This is a genomic window from Plantibacter sp. CFBP 8804, from assembly GCF_014841225.1.
GTDB classification, from domain to species: domain Bacteria; phylum Actinomycetota; class Actinomycetes; order Actinomycetales; family Microbacteriaceae; genus Plantibacter; species Plantibacter auratus.
In genome coordinates this window covers 1-23083 of record NZ_JACYTU010000020.1, presented here as the reverse complement: position 1 = coordinate 23083, position 23083 = coordinate 1, and the positions used below count along the sequence as shown (strand labels likewise).

Sequence of the window (23083 nt, the reverse complement as noted above, 5' to 3'; positions counted from 1 at the left end):
CCGACGGCTACGCCCAGGCGTTCGACGACTACACGATCTCCCTCGCGGGTTGCCTGCGCGACCACGGGGTCGACGTCGTGGACCCGGAACCCGGCACGGCGATCACCCTCGACGGCAGCGATGCGATGAACCAGGCCTACGACGCCTGCAGCACGGAACTCGGCCCACCGCCGGCCAACCCCGATCAGCCCACCAGGGCGGAGATCTCCGACGAACTGCGGCTCCGCGCCCAGTGCCTGCGCGACCAGGGGTTCGACGTCCCGGACCCCGACGCGAACGGCGTGTGGGACCTGCCGGAGGACCTGTTCGACGNGCCGACCGATCCGTTGATCGGTCGGCCGTCCCGTCGTTCCGGGGTCAGGCGTCGTCCGGCTCAGGAGCGGGCACGGCGGGCAGCAGCACCGTCACTTCGAGCCCGCCGGCCGGCAGCGGCGCGAGGCCCAGCGAGCCACCGTGCAGCTCGACGATCCGCGCACCGAGCGTCAGCCCGAGCCCGTTGCCACGGTCGGCACCGGCGGCGCGCGCGATCCTGGCGTCGTGGCGATCGAACGGCTCGACGAACCGAGCGACCTCGTCGTCGCCGAGCAGCGGTCCTGAGTTGCTGACGACCACGACCGCGTGGTCGGCCGCGGACGGGTCGGCCTGCGGATCCTCGCCCACCCAGACGGAGACCCATCCGCCCGGACCGCTGTTGTACCGCACGGCGTTCGACAGCAGGTTCGTCAGCAGCTGCTGGAGGAGCACGCGATTGCCGAGCACGGCGGTGCTCCGGAGGGTCGAGGAGATCGTGACGCCGGCGTGGGCGACGTCCGGTGCGACGAGCTGCGACGCGTCGCGGGCCACCGCCGCCAGGTCGACGGGCGAGGTCACGAGCGGTCGGCGGTCGAGCTGGTTCAGCTGCAACAGGGCTTCCACGATCGCGATCCCCCGCTCGTTCGTCTCGTGCAGTCGGCGGAGCGCGCGGTCGACGTCACGGCCCTCCGGGTCGGCCTGCGCCACCTCGATGAGCATCTTCATGGTCGCGAGCGGCGTGCGCAGCTCGTGCGAGGCATTGGCCGCGAAGCGCTTCTGCGTGAGGAACGACTGCTCCAGGCGCGCGAGCATGTCGTCGAAGCGGTCGGCGAGTTCGCGGAACTCGTCGCGCGGACCCGTCATCGCGATGCGGTGGTCGAGCGAGCCCGCCGCTGCAGCCCGCACCGCGTCGTTGAGGACGCGCAGCGGTCGCAGGACCCGACCGGCGACGATCCAGCCGACACCGGTGCCGATCACGGCCATCGCGATGAGCGCGAGCATCGAGTAGTTGATGAGCGAATCGCGGATCTCGCCACGGGTGATGCCGGACAACTGCTCCGGATCGCCGGCTGGCGCGATCGGGTAGTCGGGGAAGCGCCAGATGATGACGTTGATGACGATCAGCGCGACGAGACCGGTGACGACCGTGAAGGCGGCATAAGTCGCGGTGAGCTTGACGCGGGCCGTGATGCGCGTCGGACGGGACGCGACCGGCCGAGCGGGGGACGCGGTGGTCATTCGGCGTCCACCCTCGTGCGCTCGTCCTCGCCCGGCGGGAGCACCCGGTACCCGACGCCCGGCACGGTGTGGATGACCCACGGCTCGCCGAGGACCTTCCGCAGCGTCGACATCGTCACCCGCACGGCGTTCGTGAACGGGTCGGCGTGCTCGTCCCAGGCCTGTTCGAGCAGGTCTTCAGCGCTCACGACGCCACCCTTCGCTGCGAGGAGGATCTCCAGCACGGCGAACTGCTTCTTCGCCAGGCGCACGTAGCGCCCGTCGCGGTACACCTCGCGGCGGAACGGGTCGAGCCGCACCCCGGCGTATTCGAGGACGGGTGGGAGCGACGCTTTGGGTCGACGCGCCAGTGAACGGAGCCGGAGGACGAGCTCGCGCAGCTCGAACGGCTTGGTCAGGTAGTCGTCGGCGCCGATCTCGAAGCCGCTCTCCTTGTCGTCGAGGTCGGCGGCCGCGGTGAGCATGAGCACCCGGCAGGGCAGTTCCTGGGCGATGATCCAGCGACAGACGTCGTCGCCGTGCGTGCCAGGGAGGTCGCGGTCGAGCACCACGACGTCGTAGGCGTTGACGGCGAGCCGCTCGAGCGCGGTGTCGCCGTCGAACACGAGGTCGGCGGCGAGCCCCTCGTGCTGCAGGCCCTCGAGGATGCTCTCGGCGAGGTACTGCTCGTCCTCGGCGATCAGGACACGCATGGGACCTCCGGTGTTCGGGACGGACGACGCGTCGATGGCGTCACTCCGGCGCCCGCGATGGGCGTCGTGTCGATCGTAGGCGGCACGGTGTTTCGGAACCGTCTGGTGATCGGCCGACGCCCGCGCAACCACTGTCGAGCTGGACTGGGGGCCTGGTCGTCGCGTGCCGAACACCGACGACCGATCGAGGAGGAACCATGCAGCACGACATCCAGCACCAGCAGCAGCCGCACCGGCACCCGGGCCGACGGAGCACTGTCGCCCGCAGAGGCTCCGACCGAGCCGTCGTCATCCTCGCCGCCACGGCCGTCGCCCTCACCGCCGCGATCGCCCTGGTCGCGTGCACGGGCGTCGCGCCGACCATCACCCGCGGGATCACCGCGCTGGCCGAGCGCCCGTCCGGAGACGCGGGTGCCGGAACCACGACCACGACGGATGGCGCGTTCGGAACCGACGACGGCGTGTTGGAGGAGAACCGGTACTCGGCCTACGACACCGATCTCCCGGCCATCGCGAACCTCGACCCCGACCTCCTGGAGGCCGTCCAGCAGGCGACCGACGCAGCGGCGGAAGACGACATCGCGCTGTACGTGAGCTCCGGCTGGCGGAGCACGGCGTACCAGCAGCACCTGCTCGACGAGGCGATCCTCCAGTACGGCAGCGAGGCGGCCGCCCGGCAGTACGTGGCCACGCCCGACGGGTCCTCGCACACGCGCGGGGCGGCAGTCGACATCGGTGCGACGGACGCCGACTACTGGCTCATCGAGCACGGCGCCGACTACGGCCTCTGCCAGACCTACGCGAACGAGATCTGGCACTTCGAGTTGGCCACCGTCCCCGGCGGCGAGTGCCCGGAGCTTCTTCCCGACGCCGGATGAGGTCGGTGCCGCGACCAGCTGCTCCCGCCGGGCGTCCCGGTCCTATCCGGCGACCGGTGCCAGCCGACTGACGAACTCGTCCACGCGCAGGCGGATGTCCCGGAACGCTTCGTCGAACGCCTCGTCGGTCGCAGGCGCGGCAGGGTCGGGGATCGACCAGTGCAGGTCATCCAGCCCGCCGAGCTCCTCGTGCGCCCGGTTGCACACGGTGATGACGAAGTCGCCGTGCCGGAGGACCTCCGCCGTCGCGCGTGGAACGCTCGGGCGGATCCGGACGCCATGGCGTGCCGCCGCCCGGACAGCGCCCGGGTTGACCTCGCTCGCCGGCCGACTACCCGCCGATGCGACGGGGACGTCGCTGCGCTCCTGCCAGAGCGCCTCCGCCATCTGCGACCGCGCCGAGTTCGCCGTGCAGACGAAGACGACCCGCGCCGGGGCGCTGATCGGTTCGGGCGCGAGGCGGTCGAACGCCCCCGGGACGAGCCGCACGTAGTTCCGGCGCCCATCGGACTCGGATCGCGACCGCGAGAGGATCCCCGCTCGCTGGAGGACGCTGAGGTGATGGGAGACGAGGTTCGAGCCCATCCCGAGGGCGAGCTGGATCTCGGTCGGCGAGAGGTCGCCGAGCGCCAGGAGGTCCACGATGCGCAGCCGCGCCGGTTCCGCGAGCGCGGCGAACTTGGACGCCCTTACCGCCAGCGACTCCACCGACACAACCCCCGTTGACTCAACCGTGATTGACTCAATAATAGGCTGAGTCGTCCGTGAACACCCCTTGAGCGATCCGCTCGAACTCACGGTCGTCGAGAAGAGGAGCTACTCATGGGTCTCGGAACCGGAATCGCCCTGATCGTCATCGGCGCCATCCTCGCCTTCGCCGTGAACGTCGACGTCCCCGCTGTGGACCTCACGCTCATCGGGTACATCCTCATGGCCGCCGGCGCCGTGGTGTTCCTCATCTCGCTCGTCCTCGTGCTCCGCCGCCGACAGGTCTCCTCGACCACGCGCTCCGCCGTGGACCCCGGTAGCGGCGAACGCGTCACCCGCCGCAGCACGACCGACAACGACGGCCCCGTCCTCTGACGACCGGACCGGCCGCACCACCCATGACCGAACCCGCCACCGCGCCGTCCCAGAGCGGCGAACTGCTGGACGGTCGGTATCGACTCGAGCGACCGATCGGTGCCGGCGGGATGGCGACCGTCCATCTGGCGACCGACGAGGTGCTCGGGCGCAAGGTGGCGGTCAAGCTGTTCCGCCCGGGAACGACCGATGCGACCGACGGCGCCAGGACCGCCTCGGAGACGCGTCTGCTCGCGTCGCTGAACCACCCGGCCCTCGTCACCCTGTTCGACGCCAGGGTCGTGGCCGGTGACGGCTCCTACCTCGTCATGGAGCACGTCGACGGCCCGACGCTGTCCCAACGCATCGCTCGGTCGCCGCTTCCGTCGTCCGAGGTCGCCGCGATGGCCGTCGACCTCGCGGAGGCGCTCCACACGGTGCACGCGGCGCGGGTCGTCCATCGCGACATCAAGCCGTCCAACGTGCTGCTGCGACCGACGATCCTGCCCCACCAGGAGTACCGCGCGAAGCTCGCCGACTTCGGCATCGCCTACCTCATCGACAGCACCCGCATGACCGCGCCGGGCTCACTGATGGGCACGGTCGCCTACCTCAGTCCTGAGCTCGTCCGCGGTGCGGATCCGGCCCCTCCGGCCGACGTGTACGCCCTCGGACTCGTCCTCCTCGAAGCCCTGACCGGTCGCCGCGCCTACCCGCAGACCACCACGCACGAGTCGCTCATGGCGCGCCTGAACGCGTCGCCGACGATCCCCGGCGAGCTCGGCTACCAGTGGAAGTCGCTGCTCACCTCGATGACCGCCGCCGATCCGGCGCAGCGCCCCACCGCCCTCGACGTCGCGACGACCGTCCGCGCGATGGACCCCGTGCTCGACCCGGCGGATGCGACCGTGGCGACCTCGGCACCTCCGATGACGACGACCGCCGACCCGGCACCGACGGCCGCGACCGAGCCGCTCGTCTCGACGACGCCGTTCGCGCCGATGACAGGCGCGCGCGCCGAGACCGGCCCGACCACGGTGCTCGACGGCACTCGCCGCTCGGAGCGACGTCTCGCGGCTGGTGCACGGCGACAGGTCGCAGCGCACCAGCCGCGGCGCCTTCGACGCTGGCTGATCCTCGCGGCCGTGCTGCTGGTGATCGCGGTCGCCGTCGTCTGGTTCATCGTGTCCCAGGCACAGCCGCCCGCCCCGACGCTGCCCACCCTGCCCGAACCGTTGTCGACGCATCTGGACGAACTCCTGCGGAAGGTGACGCCATGAGGAACTCCTGGAACCGAGGGCTCCGGCTGTTCGCAGCACCGTTGGTCGTCGTCGCCCTCCTGAGTGGCTGCGCCGGACCGGCTGCAGACCTCGACGCGAACACCGGCCGCGACCTGCAGAGTCGTGTACTCGTGGTCGCGAACGCAGCCGCCGACGGCGACACTGCGGGCGCGCTCGCGGCTCTCGACGCGCTCGAGGCGCAGATGGCCGCTGCTGAGGCGGCTGGGACCGTTTCGGCGACCCGAGCCGCGGACATCCGTGCGGCGATCGCGCTCGTCCGCGCCGACCTCTCCCCCGCGGTCGAGACCCCGACGCCGACCCCGGAACCCAGTTCGGTCGCGCCGGCCGAACCCGCTGCACCGGTCGAAGACGACGGAGACGGGGACGATTCCGGGAGCAACGGGAACAACGGGAACAACGGCAACAACGGCAAGAACAAGGACAAGAAGGACAAATGAAGCGACGAGGAAGCACCGACTCCGCCCCCGACGACGGATCGTTCGAGCCCGGGGACGAAGAGACGGCGAAGCGAACCCGTACGGCGGAGGACGGGGTCTCGACCGTCCAGCACAGCATCATCGTCGACCTCCCCATCGCCGCCGTCTACAAGCAGTGGGTCGACTTCGAGTCGTACCCGGAGTTCTTGCCGGCCGTACGCGAGGTGAAGCTGACCGGCGAGGTCTACAGTCGCTGGACCGTCGCGATCAGCAAACTCTCGCGGCAGTTCCTCGTCGAGATCCTGGAGCAGCTTCCCGAGGAGCGTCTGGTCTGGCGCACCATCGAGGGCGACGTCTGGTTCAGTGGTGACGCCGCGTTCGAGGCGGTCGACAAGCAGCAGACCCGCGTGGACGTCACAGTGCACTGGAAGCCGGTGACCGCGGTGGAGCGGACCGCTGCGGCGCTCGGGCTCGCCGGACGGGTCGTCCGTGGGGCGCTCGAGGCGTTCAAGACCTACATCGAGTCGACCGGCGGCCCCTCGGGTCACTCCCGCATCAAGGTCGTCTCGCCGAAGGGCTGAGTCCGCCCGACAGCACGACGCCGGCCGCGAGACCTCTGTCTCGCGGCCGGCGTCATGCCGTCTTGCCCGTTACCGCTCGCGCTCCTCGGGTGTCGCGGTCGAAGATGCCGCACTGTCGGCGTTGTTCGCCTGACCCGTCTCAGTGCTGCTGTTCACGGAGGTGAGAACCTTGCCGCGCGCTGCGGCCTCGAGCGACTCCGCCTCGTCACCGCCGACCGCCTCGCCGCGGGCGACGAGCCCGGCGACGTCGGACAGCGGGATCTGCTTGAGGAACAACGACAGCAGGAAGGCCGCGCCGATGAACGGCAGCAGGTACCAGAACACCGGGGCGAGAGCGTCGGCATAGGCGGTCACGACACCGTCGCGGATGCCCGGCGGAAGCTGGCTGAGCGTCTGCGGGTCGATCGTCGCCGCCGCATTGGAAGCGTCCCCCGCGCTGGCACCCGAACTCGCGAACACGTCCTTCAGGTTGGCCGTGAGGCGCGTGGTGAAGATCGTGCCGAACACGGCGACACCGAGCGACGCACCGACCTCGCGGAAGTAGTTGTTCGTGCTGGTCGCGGTTCCGACCATCGACGCGTCAACCGAGTTCTGGGCGACGAGCACGACGACCTGCATGATCAGGCCGAGACCGGCGCCGAAGAAGAACAGGAAGACGCAGATCAGCCAGATCGGGGTGTCCGCCGTGAGCGTCGTGAACGCGACCATCGAGGCGGCGGTGACGAGCGTGCCGATGACCGGGAACATCCGGTAGCGACCGGTCCTGGTGATCAGGTTCCCCGAGACGATCGAGGTACCGATGAGGCCGACCATCATCGGGATCATGAGCAGGCCCGATGCGGCTGCCGAGGTGCCAGACGACATCTGGAGGAACGTCGGCACGAAGCCGATCGCCGAGAACATGCCGAGGCCGAGCGTGAGGCCGATCGCGGTCGCGTTGATGAACGTCGGGTTCTTGAAGAGCGACAGCGGGATGATCGGGTCCTTGGCGCGCGCCTCGGTGATGACGAAGAGCAGCGCGGCGAGCAGCATGCCGATGCCGAACATCCAGGTCTCGACAGCACCCCAACCGTGCGCAGCGTCGCCACCGAAGTCGGTGAAGAAGATGAGGCAGGTGGTGAACGCCGAGAGGAAGATCACGCCGAGGAGGTCGATCGGCGCGGTCGCCTTCTTGTTCGGCAGCTTCAGCGTGAAGAACGCGATCGCGAAGGCGGCGATGCCGACCGGGATGTTGATGTAGAACGCCCACTGCCAGGTGAGGTGGTCGACGAAGAAGCCACCGAGGAGCGGTCCACCGACGGCGGAGAGACCGAAGACGGCGCCGAGCGGGCCGAGGTACTTGCCGCGCTCGGAGGCGGGCACGATGTCGGCGATGATCGCCTGCGACAGGATCATGAGGCCACCGCCACCGAGGCCCTGGACGGCTCGCCAGACGATGAGCTGCGTGAAGTCACCCGCGAACGCACAGCCGACGGAGGCGATCGTGAACAGGGCGATCGCGACGAGGAAGAGGCGACGACGACCGAGGACGTCACCGAACTTGCCGTAGACCGGCATGACGATCGTGGTCGCCAGGAGGTAGGCGGTGGTGAGCCAGACCTGGTGGTCGACGCCGCCCAGCTGTCCGACGATCGTCGGCATGGCGGTGGAGACGATCGTCTGGTCGAGGCTGGAGAGCAGCATGCCCGCGATGAGGGCGGCGAAGATGATCCAGATGCGGCGCTTGGTGAGCAGCATCGGGCCCTCGGTGGGTGCGGCGGTGGCGGCGGTCACTGGAGGTCCTTTCGAGGAGTGGGGTTCGTGTGGGGGATCTGGGGTGCGGCGGCGGTGGGTCCGGCGGCGGCGGATTCGGGGTCGGCGGGCTCGAGGATGGTGCGATACGTCGCGAGGCAGTCGCGGATGGAGCCGACGATGTCGAACTCCCCGCCCTGGCCGATGTCGGCGACGCCGCTGCCGAAGACGCGCGCCATCGTCGTCTTGATCGCCATACCGAAGAGGTCGGCGCAGGCGCGGGCACGCGGGTCGCCTGCCGGGACGCCTTCCCGCACGGCGATGAGCTCGACGAGCAGTTGCTCGCGCTCACGGTTGAGGCCCATGAACCGGACCAGCAACTTCGGTTCGCGCTCGAGGGCGGCGTGGAAGTCGACGTGCTCGGCCAGGCCGAATCCGGACCGCTCCGCGTGGCCGGCCGCGATGAGCATGAAGTCGTCGAGCACGGCGCGCCACCCCCGCGAGCCGAGGGCGAGGAACTCGGTGGCGAACCGCTCGGTCTCCTCGGTCTCGTCGATGCCGAGGACGGCGTCCTCCTTGCTCGGGAAGTAGTTGAAGAAGGTGCGACGCGAGACGCCGACCTCCTCGCAGAGTTCCTCGATCGTGAAGCCGTTGAGCCCCTGTGCGGCCGTGAGCCGACGTGACACGGTCGTCAGGCGCGCGGCGGTGGCGGCCATCCGGTCGGACAGTCGATTCGTCGAAGTTGCACTCTGCATCACGAAGTGCAGTATTGCACTCTCCGAGCCGGGGTGCAACTTACGGCACGAGCCGACTGGTCGGGCCTCACTAGAGTGAACGCATGGACCCTCGTCAGGCACGAACCCGCAGTGCCCTTCGCGACGCGATCCACACCCTCGCGGCGGCGAAGCGCATCGATCAGGTGACCGTTGCGGAAGTGTCCCGGGTGGCGGGGATCACCCGCGACACCTTCTACCGTCACGCCGCGACGCCGGTCCACCTGCTCGCTGACGTGCTCGGCGAGGAACTGGATGAGACGCTCCAGGCGCACGCCGATCTGCCGGCGCACAGCGTCTCGACGCTGAGCGTCTTCGACGAGTCCGAACGCGACCTCCTGCGTCACGTCGCCGAGCACGCGACGATCTACCGCAACGCCATGCACCCCCGGCTCATCGGACCCCTGCGTGACGTGCTCACCGAGCGGATCGAGCAGGCGCTCGCGCACCACCTCGACCGGCACCCGCACATCGCCCCACCTCGCGAGGACGGCATCACGCCGGAGCGACACGTGCGCATGCTCGTGGCCTACGCCGGTGCCGGCACGGTCGCGGCGATCGAGGAGTGGCTGCGATCCGGTGACCTCGACGACATCGATGCGGCGGCCCGTACGGTCATCGCCGCCTCCCCCGCCTGGTGGCTCGGCCGCTCCTGACCCCGGCGCCTGGGCCTGGGCCTGACGCCAGCGCGGTGCGCTGCACGGCATATGTCGGTGTAGGCATATCTGCTCTGTGGATAACCCGAGGGCTCTCCTCAACCGCCCGTAGCGTCGAGGAATGCCAACGATCTCCTCATCTCGAACCTTCTCCACACTCGCACTAGCGGTGGGACTCCTCGCGCTCACCGCGTGCACGGAAGTCGAACCGGCTCCCGCTCCGAGCCGGACTCCGCCGGTCTTCGAGAACGAGGAACAGGCACTGGCTGCGGTGACGGAGACGGTCGGTTCCTTTGTCACCGTCGTGAACACAATTGGCGCCGAAGGCGGACAAAACCCAGAACGGCTCGACCACCTTCTCGCGCCCGATCTGAAGGAAGCAGAGACCGCAGGATTCGTGGACATGGCCGCGAAGGGCTGGAGAACCACAGGCGAAGCCACCCTTCGGCGCGTCGAGCTCGCTCAGTGGTGGCCTCGGCCCGACGCTGTCGGTGTGATCGCGGTTGCTCAAGCGTGCATCGACTACACCGGCGTCGATGTTCTGGACTCCGGCGGAACCTCAGTCGTCAATCCAGAGCGAGATCAACTCCGCTCAACAGAGCTTCAGCTCACCGCAGCGGACGGGGACGTGCTGATTTCCACGAAGAAGCCTGTCCCGGAAAGCGAGATCTGCTCATGACCAGAAGACTCGCTACGGTACTCGCACTGATCGCCGTTGTATCACTCACTGCTCCGGTCACGTCGGCGTCTGCAAACAGCTGCACCGAGGTGGACTACATGAATGGCGCTTGTATCGGCAACGGCTCGGTCGACATCGGGGGCACGATCGAGCAACCCGGATCGGGCACCGGCGGTGGGTCCGGTGGCGGAACGGGCGGAGGCGGCGGCGGCGGTTCGGCGGAGCTGCCACCCGGCGTGACCGACGGGCCCAACGGTGAGCGGACGGTCTGCAGCCTCATGCGGCCGGACGAGTGTTACACCTTCACGCCCGGCGACCTCGGCACCGACCTCGAAGCAGCACCGGCGGCCCCCGTCACGATCCGCGACGTCGCCAGCTTCGCACCCGCCGCACCCACCGTCACGACCGAGCCCGCCGCCTGGGGTGTCCGAGGGCTCCACACCAACGTCATCGCAGCTGCTTCCGGCCACACCCGCACCGGCACCCTCCTCGGCCAGGTCGCAGAGGTGAACTTCATGCCCGTCGGATTCACCTTCGACTACGGCGACGGCGAGAGTGCGACCGTCCGGACCGGTGGATCCAGCTGGGCTGCCCTCGGACTGGCCGAGTTCTCCAAGACCCCGACCAGCCACCGCTACACGACGGTCGGGACGAAGACCATCACCGTCGAAGTCGAGTACGCCGCCGAATACCGCATCGGCGACAGCGGCTGGCTTCCCGTCGTCGGAACCCTGTCGATCCCGACCGAAGAACCCCACGCGGTGCAGATCGTGCGGAACTCGACCGTGGGCGTCGACAAACCCTGCCGCCCCGGCAAACCAGCCATCGGCTGCTGACCGCCTGACCGGAACCGTGCTCGAGCTCGGTCCCGATCAGATGAGCCCCTCGCGACCACCCGACACCCAGTTCGGGTCGGCGGCCCGCGGACCGCTTACCCGGTCGGCGTAGGTGCCGATCTCGGCTCGGATCTCGTCCGTCAGCTCCACCTGGAACGCCTCGAGGTTCGCATGCAGGTGCGCGACGCTCCGGGTGCCGGGGATCGAGACGACCCTCGCGCCGAGCTGTTGTCCTCGGTCGTGCACCCAGGCGAGCGCGAGCGCCTCCGCGGTCGTCCCGATGCGGTGAGCGAGGGTGCGGAAGCGGGCCGCCAGTTCGAGGTTCGCCGCGAGGTGCTCGGGCTGGAAGCGCGGGAAGTTCGCTCGCGTCCCCCCGAGCGGCACCGTCTCGGCCGTGAAGTCCTCGGTGAACAGCCCGCGCGACAGCGGCGAGAACGCGACGACCGTCACGCCGAGCTCCGCCGCCGTCGGGACGACGTAGGTCTCGACGTCGCGACTCACGATGCTCCACTCGGACTGGATCGCGGCGATCGGGTGCACGCCGTGCGCGCGGCGGAGTTCGTCGCCCGTCGCCTCGGACAGACCGATGCGGAGCACCTTGCCGGCGGCGACCAGTTCGGCGAGCGCCCCCACCGTCTCCTCGATCGGGATGTCGGGGTCGACGCGGTGCTGGTAGTAGAGGTCGAGGTGGTCGGTGCCGAGGCGGCTGAGCGTCCCGTCGATCTGCTCGTGGAGGTGGACGCGGTCGCCGCGGATCCCTCGTTTGCCGATGCCGCCGCCGGTGACGATGCCCACCTTGGACGCGAGGAAGACGTCGTCGCGGCGCCCGGCCAGGTACCGGCCGAGGAGTTCCTCGCTGCGACCGTCGCCGTAGACGTTCGCAGTGTCGATGAGGTTCACGCCGCTCGCCAGGGTGGCGTCGAGGATCGTGGTGACATCGGCGTCGGCGATCGCCCCGTAGGTACCGGCGATGGACATCGCGCCGTACCCGATGGCGCCCACCTCCGTGGTGGTGTCGCCCGCGCCGATCGTGGTCGAGGGCAGCGCGGTCGTGGTCGGCTCCGTGGCCAGGGGTGCTTCGCTCATGGATTCACCGTACGGCTTCAGGACAGGTTCGACGTCCGGTTCGTCACGCGGTGCAACGTCAGACCCGCGACGCGACGCGGGCGGCGAGCGCCTGCAGGAGTGCGGCGGGTTCCTCGGGGTCGTCGATCGTGATCGCGAACTGCTTGCCCGAGGTGCTCGTGACGACGAGTCCGGGGCCGGAGCGCAGCACGACGGCCGAGCGGCCGGGCATGATCCGGTAGCCCCAGCCGCCCCAGTCCATCGGGCGGATGTCGGTGGCCTCGACGACGTCGACCTGGTCGAGGGGGATGCGCTTCATCGGGATGCCGAAGAGCGAGACGACGCGGAGGCCGCGCCAGTCCACGCTCACGCGGAGCCGGATGAACGAGGCGCAGAGGAGGATCGCGACGGCGAGGATCGACAGACCGAACATCGCGACGCCGGACTCGCCACCCAGCAGGATCGGCGTGTAGGCGACGGCGCCGATCGCGACGAGGGCGAGGCTGAGCCAGAGGAACAGCAGGGCTGTGACGCTCCGACTCCAGGCACCGACCTCGGTCTCGCCGAGGTCCATCGGCGCCGGTCGGGCAGCTGCGCCCGCGAGCAGCGGCTGAGCCGGCAGGATCACGGCGGGGATCACGCCCCAGAGCGAACACGCGGCGAGCGGGACGACCCACCAGCCGAGGACCGCGCCGTCGACCGATCCCGCCTGCACGGTGAGCCACGTGGGGATGATCCACACGGACGCGGCCGACCCGGCGGCGATGCCGATGAAGAGGACGATCATGCGTTTGGTGCGCATGTCCGGCTTCGGCAGGGCGAGCAGGATGATGGCTGCGATCGCGGCGACGGACGCGATGATCAGCGTCACGAGGAAGACGCCCGCGGCGGGCAGGGAGTCGTCTGGTGCCCCGGTGCCCGACCAGTGCGAGGCGACGTCGACGGGGATCGCATCGCCCCAGACGAGCCGGGTGAGTGCGATCGCGATCGCCGGGACGGCCATGGCGACGCCGGCGAGCAGGATCCGTCCGCGCGCAGGTGCTGCCGGTGGCGGTGTGTTGGTGGTGTCGTGCATGTGCTCCCCCTGAGCTGCTGAGGTGGTCCGATCGTCGGTGGTGACGGCCGACGTGGTCGTGAGGTGGGCGCCGGAGCCCGTCAGGTGCGTTCGATCATCCGGCTGAGGTCCGTCGGCGAGATCCCGAACTTGCGTGCCTCGGTGACGAGCTGGGCGACGAGTTCATTGACCCGGACGAGGCCCGGTGCTGCATCCTCGTTCACCCACGCGCCGCGGCCCTGCCGCATCCCGATGAGCCCGTCGTCGCGGAGCTCTCCATACGCGCGGAGGACCGTGTGCATGTTGATCTGCAGCGCTCGGGCGAGGTCGCGGGCAGGCGGGAGGCGCTCCCCCGGCGCCAGCGCGCCCGTCGCGATGCCGGAGCGCACCTGCACCGCGATCTGCTCGGCGAGCGAGACCGCGGAGGTGGGATCGACGCGGAACAACATGTTTGCAATGGTACTAGAACAATGCATTCGATGCCCGCGACATCTGTGGGGTTGAGGTCGGCGCGGTGCGCTGACGCGAGTGTGCGCCACTCGGCGCGGGCGCACCCCACAACCGCGAGCGCGCCCCTCCGGAGACCAGCGCTCACGTCGGAGACCCGCGCTCACGTCAGCGCACCGCGCTGGCCCAAGCCGCAGCAGAGGAAGGAGGAGCGGTCAGAGGGCGACGACGTGCACGGCGATGTCCGCGGCCGCCAGGCGCTCGAGCTCGTCGGGGTCTGCGGAGGAGTCGGTCACGAGGTCGTGGATCTGCCCCAACTCGGCCATGCGCGCGAGCGTGACCCGCCCGACCTTCGATCCGTCGGCGACCACGATGACCCGCTGCGCGTGCCGCACCATCGCCAGGTTCGTCCGCGCCTCCCGCTCGTCGTGCGTCGTCGCACCGCCCTGCGCACTGATGCCGTCGGTCCCGAGGATCGCGGTACCCACGTTGATCGCACTGAAGGTGTTCTCGGCGAGCGCCCCCACCGCCTCGAACGACGAGGAGCGCACCAGGCCTCCCGTCATGATCACCTGCAGATTCGGCCGGGAGGCGATCTCGGTCGCCGTGGTGAGTGAGTTCGTCACGATCGTCAGTTCTGCCCGGTTGCTCAACTCCTTGGCGACCGCCGCCGTGGTGGTGCCACCGCTCAGGGCGATCGCGTACGGTCCCGCGGGGATCATCTCCGCGGCACGCAAGGCGATCCGACGCTTGGCCTCACGGAACTGCGTGTCGCGGAATCGCACGGGTACCTCGTCGCGCGACTCCACCGCCCGGGCGCCACCGTGCGTCCGGAGGACGAGGCCCAGGTCGTCGAGGTCGGCGAGGTCGCGACGGATCGTCGGGGCCGACACGTCGAGCCGGGTCGTGAGGTCGTCGATCGAGACGACGGCGTCCTCCGCCGCGAGGAGCGCGAGGATGGCGCGCATCCGCTGACTGCGTTTCCCGGACGGAGCGTGTCGCGAGAGCTCGGCTGCAGTCGGTCCTCCCACGGCGAACCCTTCCCTCGTCGCCGACAGCTCTGCTCAGCGAAAGTGATCATTTCAATCGATTTCCGATCAAGTTCTTGCTCGGTTCGATCACTGTAGTCGATGATCACTCCATGACACGAGTGACTTTCATCGGGGCGGGCAGCGTCGTCTTCACCCGCCAACTCATCGCCGACCTCCTCCGCTACCGCGACCTCGCCGGCCTCGAGATCGTCCTGCACGACATCGACCCCGAACGCCTCGCGGTGGCCGAGGGCACCGCCCACCACGTCGACGAACGCCTCGACGGACGGGCGACGATCTCGGCGGAGTCCGACCGTCGTCGCGCCCTCGCCGGCGCGGACTTCGTGATCAACATGGTCCAGGTCGGCGGCATCCGCGCGACCGTCTCCGACCTCGAGATCCCGGCGGCCCGCGGCCTCCTGCAGACCATCGGCGACACCACCGGCGTCGGCGGCGTCTTCCGCGCCCTCCGCACCTTCCCGTTGCTCTCGGCGCTGACCGCCGACATGCGGGAGATCTGCCCCGACGCCCACCTCCTGAACTACACCAACCCGATGGCGATGAACATCTGGTGGGCGTCGGTCGTCGCCCCCGACATCAGCGCGATCGGCCTCTGCCACAGCGTGTTCTGGACGGTGAACGACCTCTGCGAGCTCGTCGGCGTGCCGATCGAGGGCACGAGCTACCGCGCAGCCGGCGTCAACCACCAGTCGTGGTTGCTCGAGTGGACCCACGAGGGCCGCGACCTCTACCCGGCCCTGCGCGAGCGCATCCGCGAGGACCCGGAGCTCAGCCGCCGCGTGCGCGTCGAGATGTTCCGTCGCATCGGCTACTACCCCACCGAGACGAGCGAGCACTCCTCCGAGTACCTGTCGTGGTTCCTCCGCTCCCCCGAGCAGGTCGAGCGCTTCCGCCTCCAGCCGCTCGAGTACCTCGGCATCAGCGAGGAGAACGTCGCGGAGTTCGAGGCGACGAAGGCCGCCCTCGCCGCCGGGACCCCGCTGACCCTCGAGGACGAGGCGAGCGAGTACGCCCCGCAGCTCATCCACTCGCTCGGGACCGACACCCCGCGCCTCATCCACGGGAACGTCGTCAACCGCGGCCTCATCGACAACCTGCCGCAGGGCGCCGTCGTCGAGGTCCCCGTCCAGGTCGACGGGAACGGCATCGCCCCGCAGCCCATGGGCGCCCTACCCGTGCAGTGCGCCGCACTCAACCGCCCGTACGTCTCCGTCGCGGAGCTCACGATCGAGGCCGCCCGCACCGGCAACCCGACGCTCATCCGGCAGGCGGTCCTCATGGACCCGAACGCCTCGTCCACCCTCACGCCCGAGCAGATCTGGGAGCTGTGCAACGACCTCGTCGCCGCGCACGGCGAGCTGCTGCCGGAGCCGCTCCGGGAGATCATCCCCGCCGACCGCATCTGACCGACCCGAAGCACCGCCGAACCGAATCCTTCCCGAACGATCGACACAGGAGACGACCACCGATGTTCCCACCCCGTTCCACGATCCACGCTTCCACCTCACCGCACGCCCGCCGGGCACGTCGCCTCATCACCGCGACCGCCGTCCTCGCCGCCGGTGCGCTCGCGCTCTCCGGGTGCGCCGGCGGATCCTCCGGTGCCACGACGCTCGACAAGGACGCGAAGGTGAAACTCACCTTCTGGACCGGGCAGGCCGACGCCGCCCAGCAGATCCTCACCGGTCTCGTCGACGACTTCGAGAAGCTGCACCCCAACGTGACCATCGACGTGTCCTCGGGCGCGCCGTCCACGGAAGACCTCCTGCAGAAGCTCTCCGCGAGCTTCGCGGGTGGCAACTACCCCGACGTCTCGTACGCCTTCGGCTCCTGGGCGAGCCGGCTCGAAGCGTCCGGCCGCACCCTCGACATCACCGACCAGGTGGCCGAGCCCGACGTGAAGTGGGACGAGTTCTCCGAGGCGGCCCGCAAGACGGTGCAGCCGACCGGTGAGAAGACGATCGGCTTCCCCGCCGTGGTCGACAACATCTCCCTCCTCTACAACACGACCGTGTTCGATGCGGCCGGCGTCGACTACCCCACGGCCGACTGGACCTGGGACGACTTCCGCGAGGCGTCGAAGCAGCTCACCGACCCGGCGACGAACACCTACGGCTACGCGTACTCGGTCTCCGGCAGCGAGGAGACGACCTGGCAGTTCTGGCCGCACCTCTGGCAGAACGGCGGGTCGATCATCTCCGACGACGCCAAGACGGCCGAGTTCGCCTCGGATGCGGGCGTCGACGCACTGACCTTCCTCCGCGACATGGCGGTCGACGACAAGAGCGTCTACCTCGACCAGACCGACACCAAGTTCGGCGACCTCTTCGCAAGCGACCGCATCGGCATGATCACCTCCGGTCCGTGGCAGCTGTCGACGCTGCAGACGAAGGGCACGAAGTACGGCGTCACCGTCCTCCCCGGCACCGACGGCGACCACCAGACCGTCTCCGGCCCCGACGTCTGGGCGCTGTTCGACCACAAGGACAAGAACCGCGAGTACTGGGCGTACGAGTTCACGAAGTGGCTCACCGACTCGGAGCAGGACCTCAAGTGGAACGTCGCCTACGGCAACCTCCCGCTGCGCTCGAGCGAGATCGACACCCCCGAGTTCCAGGCGCAGGTCGAGCAGCTGCCCGGCCTCGACGTGATGGCCGAGAACGGCGTGAACGCCAAGCAGGCCCGTCCGACGGTGCCCGGCTACGTCGGCCTGTCGGAGGCCATCGGCAAGGCGATCTCCTCGGTGCTGCAGGGCCAGGGCGACCCGAAGCAGGCCCTCGAGGACGCCGCGAAGACCGCCGACGACGCCCTGGCGGAGGACTGATGTCCACGGTCGCCGGACGCGACACGACCCCCAGGACGGAGCCGGAGCGACCCGAACGCCTCCCGGCTCCGCCCCGGCGAGCCAAGAACCGACTCCGCGACAACCTCACCGGGTGGGGATTCGTCGCCCCGGCCATGCTCATCGTGCTGGGCCTGTCGATCTTCCCCGCGATCTGGGCGTTCTTCCTGTCGCTCCAGAAGTGGGACGGCTTCAGCGAGCCGGAGCAGGTCGGGCTGGACAACTACGCCAGCATGATCGGCAACGACGAGCTGCAGGCGGCCGTCATCCACACGGTCGTCTACACGCTGCTGTTCGTCCCCGCCTCGCTCGGACTCGGACTCTTCCTCGCCGTCGCGCTCAACCGCCGGATCCGCTTCATCGGCGTCTACCGCACGGCGATCTTCGTCCCCTTCGTCGCCTCTGCCGCCGCGACCGGCATCCTCACGACCTACCTCTTCAACCCGCAGTTCGGGCTCCTCAACACCGTGTTCCGGTTCCTCGGACTCCCGGCGCAGGGCTGGCTCGAAGACCAGGGGCAGGCGATGGTCGTCATCACGATCATGTCGCTCTGGGGGCAGGCCGCCTTCACGACCGTCATCTATCTGGCGGCGCTGCAGGACATCCCCTCCGAACTGCTCGAGGCGGCACGGATCGACGGTGCGAACGCCTGGCAGTCGTTCTGGCGCATCACCTTCCCGCAGCTCGGGCCGGTCACCGTGTTCGTCGCCATCTGGCAGTTCATCCAGGCGATCCAGCTGTTCGACCTCGTGTACACGACCACCAGGGGCGGCCCGCTCGGCGCCACCCAGACGATCGTGTTCTACCTCTGGGACGCGGCGTTCAAGCAGTTGCAGTTCGGGTACGGCTCCGCGGTCGCCTACGGGCTGTTCGTGGTGACGCTCATCGCCACGATCGGTGTCGTGCTCTACTCCCGCCGTTCCAACGTGGAGGCATTCTGATGACCGTCCTGACCACCCCGCCACGCGGTGACGCCGCCGCCGGCAAGCCGTCCGTGACCGCTCCGCCCGCCGAACGACGCACGCGTCGGCGCTTCAGCCCCTGGCACCTCGTGCTCGCGCCGATCGCGATCATCTTCGCCATCCCGTTCGTGCAGATGTTCATCACCTCGGTGACGCCGGAGTCGGAGATCAACACCTACCCGCCTCGTATCCTCCCGTCGCACATCACCTTCGACGGGTTCGCGAAGCTGTTCTCCGAGTCGAACATCCTGCTCTGGCTCGGCAACACCGTCATCGTGTCGACGGTCGCCGTCCTGTCCCACCTCGTGCTCTGCTCGCTCGCCGGCTACGGGTTCGCGCGTCTGAAGTTCCGCGGCAAGACGATGGGCTTCCTCATGATCGTCGCGACGATCATGATCCCGACGCAGCTGCTCATGATCCCGACCTACATCCTGTTCTCCCGGATCGGGCTCATCGACAGCCTCGGGGCGGCGATCGTGCCGTGGCTGGCGTCCGCGTTCGGCATCTTCCTCATGCGGCAGTTCTTCCTGTCGCTGCCGGCGGAGCTCGAGGAGGCCGCGCTCATCGACGGCTGCACCCGACTCCAGGTGTTCTTCCGGGTGATCCTGCCGCTCGCGAAGCCGGCCCTGGCGACGCTCGCGATCTTCACCCTGCTGGGCTCGTGGAACGACCTCGTCTGGCCGCTCATCGCGATCAACAACGACCAGGCCTTCACGCTGCAGCTCGGCATCACGAACTTCCAGGGCGCGCGCCGCACCGACTGGGCGCTCCTCATGGCCGGCAACGTCGTCGCCACGCTCCCGCTGATCGTGTTCTTCCTCTTCGCCCAGAAGCAGTTCGTGGCGACCATGACCTTCTCAGGCCTCAAGGGGTAGGCACCGATCCCGGCGTGGCAGGATCACGTCCATCGCCGCGCGCGCGTCGAACGCTCGACCAACATCGATACCTCGCAACTCCCCCTCGTCACCTCGACCCACCCCAGGAGCAACCCGTGTCCATCACCACCATCGTCGGTTCGGAAGCCACCGTCCGCGAGATCACCCAGCAGCCCGACGTCTGGCTCGAGGCGTCGACGGGGATCGCCGCCCGCCGCGAGGAGATCGACGCGTTCCTCGCGCCGCTTCTGGCACGGCCCGAGCTGCGCATCGTCCTGACCGGGGCGGGGACCTCGGCCTTCATCGGCGAGATCGCGGCACCGGCCCTGGCCCGGACGCTCCGTCGCCGGATCGACGCCGTCGCGACCACCGACATCGTCTCCAACCCGCAGGAGTCGTTCGCCGAGGACGTCCCGCTGCTCCTCGTGTCGTTCGCGCGCTCCGGCAACAGCCCCGAGAGCGTGGCCGCGACGGAACTCGCCGACCAGTCACTCGCCGAGGTGCACCACCTGGTGATCACGTGCGACGAGACCGGCGAGCTGTACCGACGCCACCACGACCGCGCCTCGTCGCTCACCGTCCTCATGCCCCTGCGGTCGAACGACGAGGGCTTCGCGATGACGTCGAGCTTCAGCTCGATGCTGCTCTCGGTCCTCCTCATCCTCGGCGGTGCTGACGACGCCGCGGTGCAGGCGCTCGCGGCCGGAGCGACGACGATCCTCGACCAGCGCGAGGTGGACATCCGCGCGCTCGCCAACGAAGGGTGCGAACGCGTCGTCTACATCGGTAGCGGCCCGCTCACCGGTCTGGCCCGCGAGTCGGCGCTCAAGTTGCTCGAGCTGACCGCCGGACGGATCGTCACCTACTACGACTCGGCGCTCGGGTTCCGTCACGGACCGAAGGCGGTCGTCGACGACAGCACGCTCGTCGTCGTCTACCTGTCGTCCGATCCGTACACGCGGCGGTACGACCTCGACATCGTCACCGAACTGCGCGCGACGCTGTCGCCGGAGCGCGTGATCGCGATCTCCTCCGAGCCGGTCGACGGCGCCACGGCGTACGACTGGGTGCTGCCCGAGCTCGCCGGCCTGGACGACGCGCAGCTCGCGATCGGCTACGTGCTCGTGGCCCAGCTGCTCGGCCTGTCCTACTCGCTGCAGCTCGGTGCGACCCCGGACAACCCGTTCCCGAGCGGCACGGTGAACCGCGTCGTGCAGGGCGTGCGGATCCACGAGTTCGACGGCGTCGACGACGCTCGGAGTGTCGCCGCTCAGCTGCAGGAGCAGTAGTCGTGGCGCGGTACCTCGGCGTCGACGGTGGCGGGTCGAAGACGGCCTTCGTGCTGCTCGACGACGCCGGACGGGTGCTCGCGGAAGCGAGGACGGCGAGCTGCTACTACTTCGACGAGGGGATCGAGCTGGTCGGTCGCATCCTCACCGAGGGTGTCTCGGAAGTGTGTCGGCAGGCGGGTGTCACGACCGCCGACATCGATCAGGCCTTCTTCGGTCTGCCCGGGTACGGCGAGGTGAGTTCCGACATCGTCCACCTTGATGCGCTGCCGCGCGACGTGCTCGGACATGACCGGTTCTCCTGCGACAACGACATGGTGTGCGGGTGGGCCGGATCGCTCGGCGCCGTCGACGGGATCAACGTGATCAGCGGCACGGGCTCGATGACGTACGGCGAGCGCCGTGGCCGCGGGCACCGGGTCGGCGGCTGGAGCGAGCTGTTCGGCGACGAGGGGTCGGCGTACTGGATCGCCGCCCGGGGCTTGAACACGTTCACGCGGATGAGCGACGGCCGCCTGCCGCGCGGGCCGCTCTACGACCTCATGAAGACGCGGGTCGGGATCACGAGCGATCTCGACGTGATCGACGTCCTGGTCAACGAGTGGAAGGGGCAGCGGGCGTTGATCGCCGACCTCTCCAAGACGGTCGTCGACGCCGCCGGCCACGGTGACGAGGCGTCGGCGACCATCCTGCGGGAGGCGAGCGGAGAGCTGGTCGAGATCGTGGAGGCGACCCGCGTCGCGCTCGGCTTCCTGGACGACGAGGTCGTCCCGGTGTCCTACTCCGGTGGCATGTTCACGGCGGACGCGATCCGAGTCGGCTTCGAGCAGGCGCTGCACACGCTGCCGCCGGCGTACGAACTCCGCGTCCCGATATTCGGTCCCGCGGTGGGCGCCGCCCTGTACGCGGCGAAGCAGCACGGCTCGCCACTGGCCGAGACGGCCCTGGACCGCCTGGGTTCCCGCTGACGCTCGACCCCGCCCGCATCCGCGGACGCCATCACCATCACCTCGACGACCGTCGAGGTGCACACTCCTGCCCGAATCAGCAGTCAAGGAAGACCATCGTGAAGAAGACCCAGAGTTGGATGTTGTACGCCGGACTGTTGGTGCTGTTCTGGGGCGTCTGGGGAGCGTTCTCCTCGCTCCCCATCACGCTGTACGGCTACCCCGACGAGATGGTCTACGTCATCTGGGCGGTCGTGATGATCATCCCCGCCGTGTTCGCCCTGCGCGGCCAGACCTTCGACCGCCGACCACGAGCCGCCGTCTACGGACTGCTGATCGGACTCACCGGCGCCGGAGGGCAGCTGCTGCTGTTCAACGCCCTGTCGACCGGCCCTGCCTATCTGATCTTCCCGATCATCTCGATCTCCCCCGCGATCACCGTCATCATGGCCGTCATCCTGCTGCGTGAGCGGCTGAACGCGATCGCGGTCGTCGGGCTCGTCGCGGCACTCGCGGCGATCGTGCTCTTCAGTGTGTCGAGCGGGTCCGCCGAGGGTGCGTCAGGGCCGTGGCTGATCATCGCGATCCTCGTGAGCATCGCCTGGGGCGTCCAGGCGTTCTTCATGCGCAAGGCCGCGACGATCGGGGTGAACGATGCGACGACCTTCTCCTGGATGGCGATCAGTGGTCTCATCCTCACCCCGTTCGCGATCATCGCGATGGGCGGGCTCCCGCTCGACGCACCGTGGCAGGCACCGGTGCTGACGGCGGGCACGCAGTTGTTGAACGCGGTCGGGGCGCTGTTCCTCGTGATGGCGCTCAGCCGCGGGAAGGCGTCCGTCGTGGCGCCGACGACCAACGCGCTCGCGCCGGTGCTCACCATCCTCGTCTCGCTCGTCGTCTACCAGACCCTGCCGAGCATCTTCGGCACCATCGCGATCGTGCTGGCGCTCATCGGCTCGACACTCATGGTCTACAGCGACGAGCGACGCGGCGAGGCCGTCCCTCCGGCCCTCCGCGACGGTGCGCGGGCGACCGTACGCTGACACCTCCCCACCCGGTTCGTGCCAGCGCGGTGCGCTGACGCGAATGCACCCGACCCGGCGTGGGCGCGGCCCACCCGCGCGAGCGTGCCCCTCCGGAGACCCGCGCCCACGTGCCAGGCCCGCGCTTAGCCCCAGCGCACCGCGCTGACACCGGAACCGAACTCGTTAGGGCGGTGCGCTGGCGTGAGTGCGCCGCACTCGGCGCGAGCGTGCGCCTACCGGCGCGGGCGCGGCCCACACCCGCGAGCGCGTCCCTCCGGAGACCCGCGCCCACGCGCCAGACCCGCGCTCACGTCACAGCACCGCGCTGGCACCCCCACCACCACACCGGACGAGCCCGACCGGTGACGCGAACGGCCCCGGGGGCAG

At 69.3% G+C, this 23083-nt stretch carries 24 protein-coding genes; 15 read left to right on the top strand and 9 right to left on the bottom strand.

Annotated features, from left to right (window positions below; translation table 11 throughout):
• Positions 1-357 precede the first annotated feature (357 nt).
• Positions 358-1530, bottom strand: coding sequence for a sensor histidine kinase (locus tag IFU11_RS18420; RefSeq protein ID WP_192019888.1), 1173 nt, complete (start codon positions 1528-1530; stop codon positions 358-360).
• Complete coding sequence (locus IFU11_RS18415; RefSeq protein WP_192019887.1) at positions 1527-2222, bottom strand: response regulator transcription factor; 696 nt, start codon at positions 2220-2222, stop codon at positions 1527-1529. Before IFU11_RS18415 ends, IFU11_RS18420 begins: the two co-directional genes overlap by 4 nt.
• Positions 2223-2419: 197 nt before the next feature.
• Here IFU11_RS18415 and IFU11_RS18410 point away from each other — a divergent pair, with 197 nt between their 5' ends.
• Positions 2420-3100, top strand: coding sequence for a M15 family metallopeptidase (locus IFU11_RS18410; RefSeq protein WP_137244013.1), 681 nt, complete (start codon positions 2420-2422; stop codon positions 3098-3100).
• A 42-nt stretch (positions 3101-3142) separates the two neighbouring features.
• Here the strand turns inward: IFU11_RS18410 and IFU11_RS18405 are convergent, their stop codons facing one another.
• On the bottom strand, positions 3143-3808 hold the full coding sequence (locus IFU11_RS18405; RefSeq protein WP_371413660.1) for a metalloregulator ArsR/SmtB family transcription factor: 666 nt from the start codon (positions 3806-3808) through the stop codon (positions 3143-3145).
• Positions 3809-3922: 114 nt separating this feature from the next.
• Between IFU11_RS18405 and IFU11_RS18400 the strand changes: the two genes are divergently transcribed.
• From IFU11_RS18400 to IFU11_RS18385, 4 genes are read left to right on the top strand one after another with little or no spacing between them, the layout of a single operon-like run.
• Positions 3923-4183 carry a DUF6458 family protein gene (locus IFU11_RS18400; RefSeq protein WP_064295666.1) on the top strand — a complete coding sequence of 87 codons (261 nt, stop codon included), beginning with the start codon at positions 3923-3925 and terminating at the stop codon, positions 4181-4183.
• Positions 4184-4206: 23 nt separating this feature from the next.
• Positions 4207-5442 (top strand): serine/threonine-protein kinase, encoded by a 1236-nt coding sequence (locus IFU11_RS18395; RefSeq protein ID WP_137244015.1) that lies wholly within the window; start codon positions 4207-4209, stop codon positions 5440-5442.
• Positions 5439-5900, top strand: coding sequence for a hypothetical protein (locus IFU11_RS18390; RefSeq protein ID WP_192019886.1), 462 nt, complete (start codon positions 5439-5441; stop codon positions 5898-5900). The genes IFU11_RS18395 and IFU11_RS18390 overlap by 4 nt, the downstream gene beginning before the upstream one ends.
• Positions 5897-6460 carry an SRPBCC family protein gene (locus IFU11_RS18385; protein WP_192019885.1) on the top strand — a complete coding sequence of 188 codons (564 nt, stop codon included), beginning with the start codon at positions 5897-5899 and terminating at the stop codon, positions 6458-6460. The genes IFU11_RS18390 and IFU11_RS18385 overlap by 4 nt, the downstream gene beginning before the upstream one ends.
• Positions 6461-6529: 69 nt before the next feature.
• Here IFU11_RS18385 and IFU11_RS18380 read toward each other — a convergent pair whose 3' ends face one another.
• Both IFU11_RS18380 and IFU11_RS18375 read right to left on the bottom strand, forming a co-directional pair.
• Positions 6530-8197: an MDR family MFS transporter gene (locus IFU11_RS18380; RefSeq protein ID WP_192019894.1), complete on the bottom strand. Its 1668-nt coding sequence runs from the start codon at positions 8195-8197 to the stop codon at positions 6530-6532.
• Positions 8198-8229: 32 nt separating this feature from the next.
• Complete coding sequence (locus tag IFU11_RS18375) at positions 8230-8946, bottom strand: TetR/AcrR family transcriptional regulator (protein WP_192019884.1); 717 nt, start codon at positions 8944-8946, stop codon at positions 8230-8232.
• An 83-nt stretch (positions 8947-9029) separates the two neighbouring features.
• Between IFU11_RS18375 and IFU11_RS18370 the strand changes: the two genes are divergently transcribed.
• The 3 genes from IFU11_RS18370 to IFU11_RS18360 all read left to right on the top strand — a co-directional run bounded on the left by IFU11_RS18370 (position 9030) and on the right by IFU11_RS18360 (position 11135).
• Positions 9030-9620, top strand: a complete 591-nt coding sequence (locus IFU11_RS18370; protein WP_192019883.1) for a TetR/AcrR family transcriptional regulator — start codon at positions 9030-9032, stop codon at positions 9618-9620.
• A 121-nt stretch (positions 9621-9741) separates the two neighbouring features.
• A complete protein-coding gene (locus IFU11_RS18365) occupies positions 9742-10299 on the top strand; it encodes a hypothetical protein (RefSeq protein WP_192019882.1) in 558 nt (185 codons plus the stop codon).
• A gap of 98 nt (positions 10300-10397) precedes the next feature.
• Complete coding sequence (locus IFU11_RS18360; RefSeq protein ID WP_192019881.1) at positions 10398-11135, top strand: hypothetical protein; 738 nt, start codon at positions 10398-10400, stop codon at positions 11133-11135.
• A 36-nt stretch (positions 11136-11171) separates the two neighbouring features.
• On the opposite strand, the gene IFU11_RS18355 is transcribed toward IFU11_RS18360, so the two are convergent.
• The 4 genes from IFU11_RS18355 to IFU11_RS18340 all read right to left on the bottom strand — a co-directional run bounded on the left by IFU11_RS18355 (position 11172) and on the right by IFU11_RS18340 (position 14669).
• Positions 11172-12221 (bottom strand): aldo/keto reductase, encoded by a 1050-nt coding sequence (locus tag IFU11_RS18355; protein WP_192019880.1) that lies wholly within the window; start codon positions 12219-12221, stop codon positions 11172-11174.
• Positions 12222-12279: 58 nt separating this feature from the next.
• Complete coding sequence (locus IFU11_RS18350) at positions 12280-13275, bottom strand: hypothetical protein (RefSeq protein WP_192019879.1); 996 nt, start codon at positions 13273-13275, stop codon at positions 12280-12282.
• Positions 13276-13355: 80 nt separating this feature from the next.
• The gene (locus IFU11_RS18345; RefSeq protein WP_137244023.1) at positions 13356-13703 is read right to left on the bottom strand and encodes a GntR family transcriptional regulator; all 348 of its coding nucleotides are present in this window, start codon (positions 13701-13703) and stop codon (positions 13356-13358) included.
• Positions 13704-13916: 213 nt separating this feature from the next.
• Positions 13917-14669, bottom strand: coding sequence for a DeoR/GlpR family DNA-binding transcription regulator (locus tag IFU11_RS18340; protein ID WP_138945339.1), 753 nt, complete (start codon positions 14667-14669; stop codon positions 13917-13919).
• A 173-nt stretch (positions 14670-14842) separates the two neighbouring features.
• On the opposite strand from IFU11_RS18340, the gene IFU11_RS18335 reads away from it, so the two are divergent.
• The 7 genes from IFU11_RS18335 to IFU11_RS18305 all read left to right on the top strand — a co-directional run bounded on the left by IFU11_RS18335 (position 14843) and on the right by IFU11_RS18305 (position 22714).
• Positions 14843-16159 (top strand): alpha-glucosidase/alpha-galactosidase, encoded by a 1317-nt coding sequence (locus IFU11_RS18335; RefSeq protein WP_192019878.1) that lies wholly within the window; start codon positions 14843-14845, stop codon positions 16157-16159.
• A 62-nt stretch (positions 16160-16221) separates the two neighbouring features.
• Positions 16222-17577, top strand: a complete 1356-nt coding sequence (locus tag IFU11_RS18330) for an ABC transporter substrate-binding protein (RefSeq protein WP_086474801.1) — start codon at positions 16222-16224, stop codon at positions 17575-17577.
• Positions 17577-18536, top strand: coding sequence for a carbohydrate ABC transporter permease (locus IFU11_RS18325; RefSeq protein ID WP_086474800.1), 960 nt, complete (start codon positions 17577-17579; stop codon positions 18534-18536). Before IFU11_RS18330 ends, IFU11_RS18325 begins: the two co-directional genes overlap by 1 nt.
• Positions 18536-19432, top strand: a complete 897-nt coding sequence (locus IFU11_RS18320; protein WP_192019877.1) for a carbohydrate ABC transporter permease — start codon at positions 18536-18538, stop codon at positions 19430-19432. The genes IFU11_RS18325 and IFU11_RS18320 overlap by 1 nt, the downstream gene beginning before the upstream one ends.
• A 116-nt stretch (positions 19433-19548) precedes the next feature.
• Positions 19549-20721 carry an SIS domain-containing protein gene (locus IFU11_RS20880; RefSeq protein ID WP_192019876.1) on the top strand — a complete coding sequence of 391 codons (1173 nt, stop codon included), beginning with the start codon at positions 19549-19551 and terminating at the stop codon, positions 20719-20721.
• Positions 20722-20723: 2 nt separating this feature from the next.
• Positions 20724-21689 (top strand): BadF/BadG/BcrA/BcrD ATPase family protein, encoded by a 966-nt coding sequence (locus IFU11_RS18310; RefSeq protein ID WP_192019875.1) that lies wholly within the window; start codon positions 20724-20726, stop codon positions 21687-21689.
• Positions 21690-21787: 98 nt separating this feature from the next.
• Positions 21788-22714: a DMT family transporter gene (locus tag IFU11_RS18305; RefSeq protein ID WP_199862376.1), complete on the top strand. Its 927-nt coding sequence runs from the start codon at positions 21788-21790 to the stop codon at positions 22712-22714.
• Positions 22715-23083 lie beyond the last annotated feature (369 nt).